The organism is Mycobacterium novum (assembly GCF_010726505.1).
Taxonomy (GTDB): Bacteria; Actinomycetota; Actinomycetes; order Mycobacteriales; family Mycobacteriaceae; genus Mycobacterium; species Mycobacterium algericum.
In genome coordinates, this window is record NZ_AP022562.1 from 671,062 (window position 1) to 685,502 (window position 14,441).

Consider the following 14,441-nt stretch of genomic DNA (forward strand, 5'->3'; position numbering starts at 1 on the left):
CGCGGCGGTTCAGCCGGATAGTCCCGCCAGCTCAGCGGCCCGGCCGAAGACGTCGTCGAGCATGGCCGGCGTGAGTCTGCCGGTGAACATGTTCTGCTGGCTGGGGTGATAGCAGCCCAGCAGCCGCAGCGTCGGGCCGAGTTCGGCCAGGGCGCCGTGACCGAATTTCGGTTTGGGCTTGAGCGGCTGCTCGGTGGCCACCCGCAGCGCGATCTGCCAGGCGAAACCGCCGAGGGCCACCATCACCCGCACATGCGGGGCGATCAGCCGCCATTCGGCATCCAGCCACGGCGCGCAGGTGTTGCGTTCCACCGTCGTCGGCGCGTTGCCCGGCGGGGCGCAGCGCACCGGGGCGACGATGCGGATGGTGCTGGTCTGCAGACCGTCGGCGGCGTCGACACTGGTCGGCTGGTTGACCAGACCGGCCCGGTGCAACGCCGCGTAGAGTTGGTCGCCGGAGCGGTCGCCGGTGAACATCCGCCCGGTCCGGTTCGCGCCGTTGGCGGCCGGCGCCAATCCGACAATCACGATCTTCGGCTCCGGCGCCCCCCAGCCGGGCACCGGACGCCCCCAATAGGGTTGGTCGGCAAAGGATTTCCTTTTGGTGACGGCCACCTCTTCGCGCCAGCTCACCAACCGCGGGCAGGCCCGGCACACGCTGATCAGCGCATCGAGTTCGGCGATCGACTCGGTTTGGCCGGCCAGCCGGGCCACCCGCGCGGCGTCGGCGGCTTGCGGGGTTTCCGGGGTGGCCGGGTCGCCGGGCCAGCCGGTACCCGCAGGCACCGGGGAGTCGAAGAGCTGACCGGTGCGCGGGTGGGCGAGCATGACACCATCCTGCCGCCGACCGATCGGCCACGAGAAGCGGGTCAAGAAGACAGCTGTTGGGCGGTCGCCCGGATCTCGCGGATGTAGCGGTCCCGATCGGCTGCGCTCACGTCCCGCCGCAGCGGCCCCAACTGCAATTCGTAGGTCGCCTCGCCGTTGTCGAAGACCGGCGCCGCCAGATAGCTCACCGACAGCGGCTCGGCCGCCGCCAGTTGTGTTGCGGTGTAAGGGTTCCCGTTAACACCGGTGAGCAGCTCGAAGACCCGCTGGCGCAGCGCCGCGCGACGGGGATGCTCGTCGAGCAGATCCACCACCTCGGCCAGCACATCCAGCGCCGCCAGTCCCGGACCACCCAGGCCGAACACCACGACGCCGTTGCCTCGCACCTGCGCCAGCACGTCGTCGAGCACGTCGCGGCCGACCCCGTGCGCCGACTCCAGCCACGCCTGCTGCGCCGACGCATCCCGGTGGGCGACCACGGTGGCGCCGACCGGGGCGATCAGCGGCAACCGGACCCCGACACCGACGCCGGCCGGGATACGGCCGCGGCCACGCACCAACGTCAAGAAACTCAACTCCGCAGGCCCCACCAGGGCCAGCCCCGCGCCGCACCCGGCCCGCTCGGCCAGTTGCTCGATCACGTGCGTGCTCTCGGTCGACAACGGCCACAGCCGCCGGACGGTGTCGGCGACGCCGATCAGCCCCGGCCCCAGGGTGTAGCTGCGGTCGGCCCGGCGGACCGCCCAACCCGCCTGCTCCAGCGCCAGCAGGATCGACGTCACCGTGGCACGGTTCAACTCCAGCCGCGAGGCGATCGACGCGATCGAACTGGGTTGCGACTGAGCGGCCAATAACCCGACGACGGCGACGACCCGATCAGTGGGAGGAGAACCTCCCCGCTTCTCGTCGTCTCGCCCGCCCATCGCCCTCCTTAGCTCTCCGGCATATGCCCGGGTCTGCGGGGAATCACCGATGGTACGGCGTCGGATCGACCCCTTGCGCTCACGCCCACCCAGCGGTAGCGTCCCGTCTCATCCTATTTTCAGTTGTCATTCAAATGACAAATATTTGTCATTTGGGCGCAGAGGAGTCGCCGTGGCCACCGAACAAGGTAAGAAACGCAGCCAGGCGCTCTATGCGGCCGGACTCGCGATGGCCGTGGCGGGCGGTGGTCTGGCGATCACGATGCAGCCCACCCGCCCGGCACAGCCGCGGCCGGTGGCCCTGACGGCGGTGTCGGCGGAGGTCCAGCAGGCGATCGATGCGCTGCTGGACGTGATGAAGCAGGCGGCGGCCGACGACGCGGCACTGCCGTTTGCGACCCCGGACGGCGTCGCGTCGCTGATGACGAGTCTGCAGAACACCAATTACGAACTGCTGATGTCCGGGGTTTCACGGGTCACCGAGTTGTTCGACGGATGGTTCTTCCAATCCCCGGAGGTGATCGCCGGCGACGCCGCCAGCCCGCGGCAGTACTTCCAGTTCTTCACCCCGGACATCTATTACCACGTGACCGCCGGCTTGGCCCCGGGCGCGACCTATGAGCTCACCGGCACCCTCGGTGGCGGAACCGAGGCGTTCGCCATCGCCACCGAGCAGATCACCGGTTCCCAGGCCGTCAGCAAGGAGAGCTTGGAACTCGGCCACGATCTGGTGGTCAACCCCGACGGCACCTTCACCGTCTATATCGGCCCGGAGGCGCCCAGCGGCGCGGTCAACTTCATCGACGACGACAGCGCCACCATCCAGGGGGCGGCTTCGCTGTTGATCCGGGACATGCTGGGCGACTGGGCGAAAGGGCCCAGCGACGTCAGCATCCACTGCGTGGCCGACTGCCCACCGTTCTTCGCCATCCCCGAAGGCGGCTTCTTCCCCAGCGACGACACGGTGGCGCCACCGAAGATCACCTCGATCGACGACGCACTGACCACGCTGTTCAGCGCCTTCGCCAAGATCGCCGGGCCGTTCAACACTCAGAACATGGGACTGGCCCAGATCGCCGGGATCCAACAGCCCGCCAACACCATGAGCCCGCTGACCACCGAGACCAGCCTGTTCGCCACCGGTCTGCCCAGTGCTGATGTGTCCGCGGGAAATTTCGACCTGGAGCCCGGCCAAGCCTTGATCGTCAAAGTGCCGGACGTGGAGGCCGCCTACAAAGGCATCGAGCTGATGAACGTCTACGGCGCGGCCTTGCCGTTCACACTGGCGCAGACCACGTTGAACAACACCACGGCATTTCACTCCGCCGACGGCTACACCTACTACGTGGTCAGCGCCACCAACCCCGGTGTGGCGAACTGGCTGGACACCGGCGGCATCCCCAACGGCGAGATCTTCGCCCGGTTCGAAAACCTCCCCGACGGAACCGACCCGACCGGTACGGAGGTGACCACGCAGGTGGTGCCGGTGGCCGATGTGGCCCAATACCTGCCCGACGACACCCCGACCGTCAGCGCAGCCGAATACGCCGCCGACATGACCCAGCGGGTGCTGTCGTATGACTACGCCCTGGACGTGTCCCGGATGAGCGCCCAACCCAGCTGGCTGATACAGCAATTGCTGTTCTCCGGGCTCAAGGGGCTCATCGGTGACGACAATTTCGCGGCGGTGTTCGGCGCGGAGCCGGAAACGCCGCTGGAGCTGCGATTCACCGACGCGCTGAGCCCGGATTGGGACGCGGTGTGGCACGGCTTCGCAGCCGACCCGTTCGGCAGCCTGACCGCGGTGGTCGACAACCTGCCGCTGCTGTGGAGTGACATCAGCCTGCCGTTCCAGCTGGCGGCGGCGCAATCCGTGCTGTCGCTGCTGTTGCCCGGCACGGCCGGCTCGCTGCTGAATGACGCACTGCTGGACCCCAACAGCGGCATCGTCGCGGGACTGCTCAATGCCCGCGACGACCTGGCCACCGTGATCCTGACCGCCAACGACGCCTGGCCGACGGAGGTCGGTGAGACCGCCGCCCAGCAGTGGGCGAACATGTCCGAGCTGGTCGAGCAGACCGCCCCCACCGACCTGGGCTCGTTGTTCGCCTCGCTGTTCGACGCCGGCTGAGCACGCCCGTCACAGCTCGACGGTGTTGGCCCCGGGATTCGGCGTGGCTCCATAGAAGGTCATCGCCCCGCCGTCGGTATTGGAGATGTACACCGGGTTGTGCAGGAACGCGGCGTTGCCGGTGTTGACCACGCCGTCGATGTTCAGCAGCATCTTCATCAGCCAGTTCGGCATGACCGTCATGGCGGAATCCTGCGTGACGTAGGAGTAGAGCAGCGTGCCGTCCGGCGCGTACACCGAGACCGGTAGCCCGCCCGGGACGAAACCGATCTCGAACTGCTCCAGCAGCCGGAACACATCGGGGTCCGGCGGCGGGTTCTCCGCGAGCAAATAGTCCATAAACGCGTCCGAGGTCACCCAGCCGCCCTTGCCACCGCTGTCGAAGACCGCTCCGGTCTCCACTAACGGCCCGTCGCCGAACTGGATCTTGATGGGGTCCAGGTCGCGCGGAGCACCGGGGAACGGCGCACCCTGGATGGTCGTGATCGGGCTCATTCCGTCCACGGTGTCGGGTTGTGCGCCGAAGACCAGACGCCCGCCGGGCTCGTCGATCAACACTCCCTGGCCGAGCTCACCGGGCAGGTCCGCGGTCACCAGGTGACTGCCACCGGCGTTGGGGCCGATGCCCAGAATGCCGTCCACGGGCGCACCGGCTTGCGCCTGGGCGTCGATGGCCGAGAACGGGAAACTGAACAGCAGTCCGTTGACGATGGTGTGCTCGGCGACGATGCCGTTGCCGAAATCGACCGAGGTGGGGATGTCCAGCCCGACGGTGAAGCCGGCCGGGAACGCCCCGAAGTTGATGTCGTCGAAGCTGAAGTGCTGCAGCTCGTTGAGGATGTCCTGCCAGGGCACGTCCCAGATCGAGACCACCAGCCCCCGCGAGCCGGTGTCGAGCGCGACCGAAATCGCTTCTCCCCCACCGATGGAGAGGTCGATGGTGGGCTGGCCGAATCCGTCACCGGCGACGGTCAGCGGAACCGAGGCGGCGTCGGCGACACTGTCGATCAGGTCGTCGATCTCAGCCCGGGCAGCCGTGGCGCCGGCCAGCGCGCCCAGGGGCAGCGTCACCGCCAGGCCCGCCAGTGCCGCCCTGCCGATCGTGCCTCTCAGGTTAAACACAGGAAAAGTTTAGTGGCAGCAGGAAAGCGGGTCAATGTCGGAAAAAGCGCGCTTTCTCGGATCGGCTGCCGGCTGCCGCTCCGTAGGATGACCCGCGTGGATGCCCTGGCCCAGCTGATCGCCGACCTGCCCGACGGGACGGTGGTGACCGATCCGACGATCACCGCGGGCTACCGGCAGGACAACGCCTTGGATCCGTTGGCCGGCACGCCGCTGGCCGTGGTGCGCCCGCTGCGCACCGAGGAAGTGCAGACGGTCATGCGGTGGGCCGCCGAGCACCGGGTTCCGGTGGTGACCCGGGGTGCGGGCACCGGTCTGTCCGGCGGTGCCACCGCCGTCGACGGCGGGATCGTGTTGTGCACCGAGAAGATGCGCGACATCACCGTCGACCCCGTGACGCGCACCGCGGTCTGCCAGCCGGGCCTGTTCAACGCCGAGGTGAAGAAAGCCGTCGCCGAACACGGGCTGTGGTATCCCCCGGACCCGTCGTCGTTCGAGATCTGCAGCATCGGCGGCAACATCGCCACCAATGCCGGCGGGTTGTGCTGCGTCAAGTACGGCGTCACCACCGACTACGTGCTGGGCCTGCAGGTGGTGCTGGCCGACGGCACGGCGGTGCGACTGGGCGGGCCGCGCCTGAAGGACGTCGCCGGGCTGTCGCTGACCAAACTGTTCGTCGGCAGCGAGGGCACCCTCGGGGTGATCACCGAGGTGACCCTGCGGCTGCTGCCGGCCCAGCCCAATTCCGCGGTGGTGGTGGCCACGTTCGACTCGGTGGCCGCGGCGGCCGACGCGGTGCTGGATGTCTCCGGGCGGTTGCGCCCGTCGATGCTGGAGTTCATGGACCGCGCGGCGATCAACGCCGTCGAGGACCAGCTGCGCATGGGGCTGGACCGCGACGCCGCCGCCATGCTGGTGGCCGGCTCCGACGAACGAGGCCACGCCGGCGCGGAGGACATCGAGCTGATGGCCCGGGTGTTCTCCGAGCACGGCGCCAAGGAGGTGTTCTCCACCGACGACCCGGTCGAGGCCGAGGGTTTCATCGCGGCGCGGCGATTCTGCATCCCGGCGGTGGAGGCCAAGGGGCCATTGTTGCTCGAGGACGTCGGGGTGCCGCTGCCCAGGCTGGCGGAATTGATCACCGGCATCGAGCAGATCGCCGAGGACCGCCGGCTGATGATCTCGGTGATCGCCCACGCCGGCGACGGCAACACCCACCCGCTGATCGTCCACGACCCGAACGACCCCGACCACGTGCAGCGCGCCGAAGCCGCCTACGGCGAGATCATGGATCTGGCGCTGTCGCTGGGCGGCACCATCACCGGGGAGCACGGCGTCGGGCGGCTGAAGCGGCCGTGGCTGGCCCAGCAGTTGGGCCCGGACGCGATGGCACTCAACCAACGGGTCAAGGCGGCGCTGGATCCGCTGAACATCCTCAATCCCAGCTCGGGGATCTAGCCGAGCCCCCGCCCGCCGCGAGCGGGAATCCTGCGACGCTCCCCCGGCGTGTCGCGTCGCAGATTTCCCACTCGCGGATTGACAGCTGACCACTCGTGTCGTATGAATGAGACATGACGACGATGATGTCTCGCCCGAAGTTCGTGCCGTGCAATGCCGAGACGTGGCCGAATCCCTACCCGATGTACGCCGCGTTGCGCGAGCACGACCCGGTCCATCACGTGATCCCCGACGGCCACCCCGACCAGGACTACTACGTGCTGTCCCGGCACGCCGACGTCTGGGCGGCCGCCGCCGACCATGAGACGTTCTCCTCGGCCAAGGGCCTGACGATCAACTACAACGACCTGGAGATGATCGGCCTGGCGGACAACCCGCCGATGGTGATGCAGGACCCGCCGCGGCACACCGAGTTCCGCAAGCTGGTGGCGCGCGCGTTCACCCCCGCACACGTCAAGCGCCTGGAGTCGCAGGTCCGGGAGTTCGTCGTCGAGCGCATCGAGAGGTTGCGTGCGGCGGGCTCCGGCGACATCGTCACCGAACTGTTCAAACCGCTGCCGTCGATGGTCGTCGCGCACTTCCTCGGCGTGCCGCAGGCCGACCGCGCCCAGTTCGATCGCTGGACCGATGCCATCGTGGCGGCCACCGTCAGCGAAGACGGGGTCGCCTCCGCCGGTGACGCGGTCGTCGAGATGATGACCTACTTCAGCGGACTGATCGAACGGCGCCGCACCGACCAGGAAGAGGACACCATCTCGCACTTGGTCGCCGCGGGCATGGGCGCTCCGGGCGACGACGCCGGCATCTTCGCGATTCTGGCGTTCGCCTTCACCATGGTCACCGGCGGCAACGACACCACCACCGGAATGCTCGGCGGCTCAGCGCAATTGCTGCACCGGCACCCCGACCAGCGCCGGCTGCTGATCGACGACCGGTCGTTGATCCACGAGGCCGTCGAGGAACTGCTGCGGATGACCTCGCCGGTGCAGGGTCTGGCGCGCACCGCCACCCGCGACGTCACGATGGGCGACACCACCATCCCGGCCGGGCGCCGGGCGCTGCTGCTGTACGGCTCGGCCAACCGCGACGAGCAACAGTTCGGGCCGACCGCCGGGGAACTCGACGTGCTGCGCAAGCCCCGCCAGATCCTCACCTTCGGCTACGGCGCCCACCACTGCATCGGCAACCAGGCCGCACGCATGCAGGCGCGGGTGGCGCTGGAGGAACTGCTGGCCCGCTGCCCGGACTTCACCGTCGACGAAGCCGGGATCAGGTGGGCCGGCGGCGCTTACGTGCGCCGGCCGCTGTCGGTGCCGTTCACCGCGGGGGCGTGATGGCCGGGCGGTCCTGGCTGGCGGATCAGCGCGGCGAACTGGCCGCCGAGAAGATTCTCGACGCGGCCGAGAAACTGTTCGCCGACCACGACCCCGGATCGGTGGGCATGAACGAAATCGCCCGCGCCGCAGGCTGTTCCCGCGCCACGTTGTACCGCTACTTCGAGAGCCGCGACGCGCTGCACACCGCCTACGTGCACCGCTGGGCCAACGCGCTCTACCACGAGCTCACCGAACGGCTCGACGGCGTCGACGACCCGGCGCAACGGCTGATCACCGGAATCACCGAGTCGCTGGCGCTGGTGCGCGGCAACCCGGCACTGGCGTCGTGGTTCGCCGAGACCGGGCCGCCGATCGGCACCGCGATGGCCGAACGATCCGACGTCATCACCGTGATGGTCACGACGTTCCTGTCGGGATTGGGCGGCAAGGACGCCGAGACCGAGCAGCGCGCCCGTTGGGTGGTGCGGGTGATGACGTCGCTGCTGAGCTTTCCGGGGCGCGACGCCGACGACGAGAAGGCGATGCTGGCGCAGTTCGTGGTCCCGGTGGTCGTTGCGCCGGACCGGCTCGGGTCGGCGCGGGCAAGATCAGGGATATAGGAGAGTTGCCCGCCTTCGAGCGACAATTGACATTATGTCCGTCCCGGCGCCGGGTGGCTCCGAGCTCTGGGTTGACATAACCAACCTTGTCGCTCACAGGCGGGCAACTATCTCCATGGGTCCGCCGGCTCGATGGGGCCGCCGGCCTCTATCGGTCCGCCGGGAACGCGGCTCAGGACCTCACCCGGGTGAACCGGTGCAGTAGCCACGACACCGGGATCGTGACCACCATGGTGAGCACGAACAGGTTCAGCATCGATCCGGTGTAGACCGGGGCGCGCAGCACTTCCACCATCACCACCTCCATGAGCACCAGGTGGACCAGGAAGATCTCATACGAGACCTCCCCCAGCCACACCATCGGCCGGCTGGCCAACAGGCGCGCGTACCAGCCTTCGTTGCCCAGCGCCAGCGGCGCCACCGCCAAGGTGGCGATCGCGGCGTAGAACACCGCTTTGACCAGTGCCTCCGACGTTCCGGTCGGTGACGTGGTGGGCTCCCCGGCGATCGGGGTCGATGCGATCAGATAACAGATGAGCGCCAACGGAATCGCCACGAAACCGTAGCAGCGCACGCCCATGGCCTGCAGCACCGCCAGTGCCATGCCGCCCAGGAACCACAGCAAATAGGTCGGCAGCCACAGCCGGGCGCCGTCGGGCAGGAAGTCGGTGGTATGCACCAAGACCAGCCACGCCGGGCTGATCAACGCCAACGCCGCCAGCGTCGCCAGCAATCGCACCGGCCGCCACTGCCGCCGGCACAGCCACACCAGCGTGAGGTAGGCCAGTCCCGGCAGCACCACATAGAAGGCGACCTCCACCGCCAGGCTCCACATCTGGGTGAGGCCCTGATGCAGGTAGCCGAACATGTAGTTGTCGGTGTAGATCTGGGTCAGCGTCAGGTTGCGCAGCAGGCCGATCCAGTTGTGGCCGGGATTCGGGCCGGCGGTGCGGAAGTGATAGATCAGGTAGGCCAGCGCCACCGTCACGACGTAGGCGGGCATGATGCGCCGCACCCGGTGCCAGGCGTAGCGCCGCACCGACGGCGCCGGGCGGCCGAATGCGGTGGCCCGTACCCAGGGCCGGAACAACAGAAAACCGGAGAGCACGAAGAAGATCGGCACGCCGATCTCCATCCGGGAGCCCAGCAGGCCCGCGTAGCCGTGGGTGTATTTGCCGGTGGTGTAGGCCGCATGGGTGCCGACGACCAGGATCGCGGCCACCGCGCGCACACCGGTCAGCGAGGCGACCCGATCGACGTGGGCGACCTGTTCGAGCCCGCCCTGGGCGACCTCCTCCTTCGGCAGCGTCATCCCATCCGTTTCCGGTGCGTCCCCCCGTCGCCGTGGCGGGCGGGCTTGCCGGACGGCCGGTCCCGGCGCAGATTGATCAACTGGCCCTGGATGCGGGTCTGCTCCAGCGCCTTGAGCGTCTTGCCCGACAGCTTGGCGGGCAGTTCCACCAGCGAGTGGTCCACCCGGATGCTGATGTGGCCGAAGTCGCTGCGGTTCAGCCCGCCCTCGTTGGCCAGCGCCCCCACGATCGCGCCCGGGTTGACCTTGTGGCGCTTGCCCACCGCGATCCGGTAGGTGGCAAACCCCTCCTTGGGTGGACCCTTGCGGTCGCTCTTGCGGTCGGGCCGCTCGGATTTGTCGCGTGAGCGGCGTTCTCGGGCGGGCGGTTCCGGCGCCATCAGGAACGCCTCCCCGTCGCGGGACTGCAACGCCAACGCGGCGGCGATGTCGGCCATCGGCACGTTGTGTTCCCGGCTGTACTCCTCGACCAGGCTGCGGAACAGATCGGTGCCGTCCGCACCGAGGGTGGTGGTGATCGAGTCGGCGAACTTCGCCACTCGCTGGGCGTTGACGTCCTCGACGGTGGGCAGTGTCGACTCGGTGAGCTTCTGGCGGGTCGCCCGCTCGATCGCCTTGAGCAGGTGGCGTTCCCGCGGGCTGACGAACAACAGCGCGGTCCCCGATCGACCGGCCCGCCCGGTGCGGCCGATGCGGTGCACGTAGGCCTCGGTGTCGTGCGGGATGTCGTAGTTGACCACGTGCGAGATGCGTTCGACATCCAGGCCGCGGGCGGCGACATCGGTGGCCACCAGGATGTCGATATTGCCGCTCTTGAGCGACGCGATGGTCCGCTCCCGCTGCGCCTGAGCGATGTCACCGTTGATCGCCGCGGCGGCAAACCCTCGGGCGCGCAGCTTTTCGGCGACCTCCTCGGTGGCCTGCTTGGTGCGGACGAACACGATCATCGCCTCGAACGTCTCCACCTCGAGCACCCGCGTCAGTGCGTCCATCTTGCGCGGACCGGCGACCTCGATGTAGCGCTGCGAGATGTTCTCCGCCGTGGTGGTTTTCGCCTCGACGGTGACCTCGACCGGATCATGCAGATAGCGCGTGGTGATCCGGCGGATCGCCGGCGGCATCGTCGCGGAGAACAACGCCACCTGCTTGTACTCCGGGGTGTCGGCCAGGATGCGCTCGACGTCCTCGGCGAAACCCATCTGCAGCATCTCGTCGGCCTCGTCGAGCACCAGATAATCGAGGTGCGACAGGTCCAGGCTGCCCCGCTCCAGGTGGTCGATGACCCGGCCCGGGGTGCCGACCACCACCTGGGCGCCGCGTTTGAGACCCGACAGCTGCACGGTGTAGGACGCGCCGCCGTAGATCGGCAGCACGTTGACGCGCGGCAGGTGCGAGCCGTAGCGCCCGAACGCCTCGGCGACCTGCAGCGCCAGCTCGCGGGTGGGCGCCAGCACCAGCGCCTGGGTGGCCTTGCTGGCGGTGTCGATGCGCGACAGGATCGGGATGGCGAACGCCGCGGTCTTACCGGTGCCGGTCTGCGCCAGCCCGACCACGTCGGAGCCCGCCAACAGTGCCGGGATGGTGGCGGCCTGAATCGCCGATGGCGTCTCGTAGCCGACGTCGACGACGGCCTGCAGCACCGAAGGGTGTATCTGCAGGTCGGCGAACGTAGTAACAGGTGCGTTTGCGGGCGGGGCCGGCGAGTCCGGGATCGGCCCGGCGGGGGCATCAGGCGAGGTCATGACGCCTAGCAGTCTACGGCCAACCAGGCCTGCGATTCGCCACCACTGATTCGCAGCCGCCGACGCCGGTCGGCCGCGCCTCCCGAAGTTCTCGGCCGCGCACCGGTACGGTGCCCGATGTGTTTGCCGCAAGACCGTTAGGACTGTTCGCCGGCCTGGGCGCACTGTCCGCGGCGCTGCTGGCCGGTTGCGGTTCGGGCGACTCGACCGTCGCCAAGACCCCGCAGAACACCAGCCCCACCGCCACGGCTGCGCCGCCCGTCACCACGTCGACACCGGCCGGCAGCCCGGCGCCGGCCGACCCGTGCGCGGTCGACCTGGCCGCCCCGGCGATCGCCAAGGCCGTCTCGGAGCTGCCCAAAGACCCGCGCAGCGGCCAGCCCTGGAGCCCGGAACCGCTGGCCGGCAACTACAGCGAGTGCGCCGACCTGTCCGCGGTGATCGTGAAAGCCAACACCAACGCCGAGAAGCCGAGTACGCGTGCCGTGCTGTTTCACCGCGGCGCGTTCCTTCCGCAATCGGTGCCGGACACCTACGGGTTCAACGGAATCGACCTCGCGCACTGCACCACCGACACGGTGGCCCTGCAGAACGCCAGCGGCATCGCCGGGTTGACGGGCCTGGTGAAGTTCCACTGGAACGGCGCCGGCGTCGAGATCATCGGCAACACCACCCGCTAGGCCGCGGCCGCGCGATCAATCGTCGCGGTGGGAGTATCGCCCGAGTTCGTCGGTGTCGTCGGCGTCGTCCCGATAGTGCCGGTTGCGGCGCCCCGGACCCCCGCCGGTGATCCCGAACTTGGCCAGCACATCCGGCACCGGTTCGCCGTTGACGACCCGACGGTAGCGCCGTCCGGTACCGACATGAAAGCCGTTGTGCTGCAGCGGCGTCGGGTCCTCACCCCGCGGCAGGGCGGTTACCGGCGGAAGCTCGACGGTCAGCGGCTCAGTGGCGGGGTCCTCATGCCGGATCGGTGGGCGGACTTCACGCCGGACCGGCCGGGCCGACGGGGCAGGCCGGACAGGCCAGGGCACCTGAGGTGCGTCGTGGCGGCCGGGGCGGCGCGATGCCGGGCGGATACCCCGCCGACTCGGGACGACGACCGGAATCAGCTCGGTCGGGTCATCGTCTTCGCCGACTTCATCGGCTTCGTCGCTGCGGGGAGTCCTCAACGCCGCGAAGTGACGCGGCAGGCTGACGCGTTCCACGACGGGGGCATCCGAACCTCGGCGGCGGTCAGCGAGTCCGTCGAGGTCATCAAAGTCGTCGCAATCGTCACCATCGGGGTAATCGTCGTCGTCGAGATCCGCGATCGGCCGGGCCGTCCGGCGAGCCGGCGCGATGACGAAGCCGACCATGAACAGCGCCGCGACCACGCCGAACAGCGTGACGAACGCCGGTAGCAGCGTCGACTCCGACATCGCCGCCGCGAACGGCTCGTGCAGGAAATCGGGCAGGTTCCGGTTACCGGACCCGGGGTGCAGACCACCCGGCATCGGCGGCAGATTGGTGGAGATCCGCGACGTCATGAACGCCGCCATGCCGGCGCTGCCCAGCACCGCCCCGATCTGGCGGGTTGCGTTGTAGACCCCGGAGCCGGCGCCGGCCAGGTGCGGCGGAAGGTTGCGGGTGGCTGTCGCCGCCAGCGGCGACCAGATGAACGCCATTCCGATACCGACGGCCGTGAACGGCAGCAGCAGCCGCCAGACCGGCGTGACCGGCGTCATCTCGAGCGACAGCCACGTCAGCGCGATCGCCAGCATCGAGAAGCCGAACCCGACCATCGTCCGGGGGTGGGCCCGGTCGACGATCTTGCCGACGACGGGGGCCAGTACCCCGCTGGCGATCGCCATCGGTGCGGTCAGCAGCGCCGCACGGGTCGGCGACATGCCGCACACCGCCTGCGCGTAGAACATCACCGGCAGCACCATCGCGGTGGCCGCGAAACCGATGACGGCTACCCCGATGTTGGCCAGACCGAAGTCGAGGTCACGAAAGATGTGCAACGGGACCAGCGGCTCGCCCCCGGTGACCGCCTGCCAGTACACGAACAGCGCCAGGCAGCCGACGCCCCCGACGATCAGCGCCCAGATCCACGGCGCCCAGCCCTGCGACTCGCCCTCCTGGAGCGCGAAGACGAGCAGGAACATGCCGATTCCCGACAGCGCCACCCCGATCAGGTCGAATCGATGTCGGTGGACCGGCAGATCGGGGATGAGCACGTACGCCAGGACCAAGCCGAGCACACCGACCGGCACATTGACGAAGAAGATCCACTCCCAGCCCAGCCCGTCGACCAGCACCCCGCCCGCCAGCGGCCCGACCAGCGTCGCCACCCCGGCCGTCGCTCCCCACACGCTCATCGCCATCCCGCGGCGGTCGGCGGGAAACGTCCGGGTGATTACCGTCAGGGTCTGCGGCGTCAACAGCGCGGCCCCGATCCCCTGCACCGCGCGCGCCGTGATCAACATGTCGATCCCGCCGGCCAGACCGCACCACAGTGAGGCGCCGGTGAACACCGCCAGCCCGGCCAGGTAGAGATTCTTCGGGCCGAACTGATCGCCGAGCCGACCGGTGACCAGCAGCGGCACCGCGTACCCCAGCAGGTAGGCGCTGGTAACCCAGATCACCGTGTCGTAGCCGACGTCGAGCGCCGCCATGATGCTGGGATTGGCGACGGCCACGATCGTGGAATCCACCAGGATCACGAAGAATCCGAGCATCATCGCCCACAACGCGTTCCACGGATTGGCCGAATCCCCCCGACCGACCGGTCGCGGGATCGTGAAACGCCCACCACCGGGGCGTCTCGGTTGGTCGCCGGGGCGAGTCCGGCTGCTCGTAGCGCTCAAGCGCCGCCCCTCCCCTCGCTGCGCTCTGCGGTTCCGGGCTGTAGCCACCTCATGCGACGCTACGGACAGAAGTTGCCTTGAACAACTCGCAGCGCCGGTGCCCTGATTCGCTGCCGAACGGCTAGCGGCCCGTTGAA

The 14,441-nt window shown here is 68.8% G+C and carries 11 protein-coding genes; 5 read left to right on the top strand and 6 right to left on the bottom strand.

Translation table 11 applies throughout. The features are described from left to right. Window positions 1–9 precede the first annotated feature (9 nt). Window positions 10–828, bottom strand: a complete 819-nt coding sequence (locus G6N19_RS03020) for a uracil-DNA glycosylase (RefSeq protein WP_013828169.1) — start codon at window positions 826–828, stop codon at window positions 10–12. Window positions 829–869: 41 nt separating this feature from the next. Next, window positions 870–1,751: a helix-turn-helix domain-containing protein gene (locus G6N19_RS03025; RefSeq protein WP_193465734.1), complete on the bottom strand. Its 882-nt coding sequence runs from the start codon at window positions 1,749–1,751 to the stop codon at window positions 870–872. A gap of 172 nt (window positions 1,752–1,923) precedes the next feature. On the opposite strand from G6N19_RS03025, the gene G6N19_RS03030 reads away from it, so the two are divergent. Beyond that, window positions 1,924–3,882, top strand: coding sequence for a hypothetical protein (locus G6N19_RS03030; RefSeq protein WP_193465735.1), 1,959 nt, complete (start codon window positions 1,924–1,926; stop codon window positions 3,880–3,882). Between the two features lie 9 nt (window positions 3,883–3,891). Here G6N19_RS03030 and G6N19_RS03035 read toward each other — a convergent pair whose 3' ends face one another. Further along, entirely contained in the window at window positions 3,892–5,004 is a 1,113-nt protein-coding gene (locus G6N19_RS03035) for a hypothetical protein (protein ID WP_193465736.1), read from the bottom strand. 87 nt (window positions 5,005–5,091) lie between these two features. On the opposite strand from G6N19_RS03035, the gene G6N19_RS03040 reads away from it, so the two are divergent. The 3 genes from G6N19_RS03040 (at window position 5,092) to G6N19_RS03050 (ending at window position 8,398) form a co-directional block, all read left to right on the top strand. Next, window positions 5,092–6,462, top strand: coding sequence for an FAD-binding oxidoreductase (locus tag G6N19_RS03040; RefSeq protein WP_193465737.1), 1,371 nt, complete (start codon window positions 5,092–5,094; stop codon window positions 6,460–6,462). Between the two features lie 113 nt (window positions 6,463–6,575). Beyond that, complete coding sequence (locus tag G6N19_RS03045; protein WP_193465738.1) at window positions 6,576–7,796, top strand: cytochrome P450; 1,221 nt, start codon at window positions 6,576–6,578, stop codon at window positions 7,794–7,796. Then, window positions 7,796–8,398 carry a TetR/AcrR family transcriptional regulator gene (locus G6N19_RS03050; protein WP_083038594.1) on the top strand — a complete coding sequence of 201 codons (603 nt, stop codon included), beginning with the start codon at window positions 7,796–7,798 and terminating at the stop codon, window positions 8,396–8,398. Before G6N19_RS03045 ends, G6N19_RS03050 begins: the two co-directional genes overlap by 1 nt. Window positions 8,399–8,570: 172 nt before the next feature. Here G6N19_RS03050 and G6N19_RS03055 read toward each other — a convergent pair whose 3' ends face one another. Both G6N19_RS03055 and G6N19_RS03060 read right to left on the bottom strand, forming a co-directional pair. Beyond that, complete coding sequence (locus G6N19_RS03055) at window positions 8,571–9,710, bottom strand: acyltransferase family protein (RefSeq protein WP_193465739.1); 1,140 nt, start codon at window positions 9,708–9,710, stop codon at window positions 8,571–8,573. After that, a complete protein-coding gene (locus G6N19_RS03060; RefSeq protein WP_041317431.1) occupies window positions 9,707–11,452 on the bottom strand; it encodes a DEAD/DEAH box helicase in 1,746 nt (581 codons plus the stop codon). The genes G6N19_RS03055 and G6N19_RS03060 overlap by 4 nt, the downstream gene beginning before the upstream one ends. Window positions 11,453–11,571: 119 nt before the next feature. Between G6N19_RS03060 and G6N19_RS03065 the strand changes: the two genes are divergently transcribed. Then, on the top strand, window positions 11,572–12,132 hold the full coding sequence (locus G6N19_RS03065) for an LppP/LprE family lipoprotein (RefSeq protein WP_013828160.1): 561 nt from the start codon (window positions 11,572–11,574) through the stop codon (window positions 12,130–12,132). Between the two features lie 15 nt (window positions 12,133–12,147). Here the strand turns inward: G6N19_RS03065 and G6N19_RS03070 are convergent, their stop codons facing one another. Then, entirely contained in the window at window positions 12,148–14,178 is a 2,031-nt protein-coding gene (locus tag G6N19_RS03070) for an MFS transporter (RefSeq protein WP_193465740.1), read from the bottom strand. Window positions 14,179–14,441 lie beyond the last annotated feature (263 nt).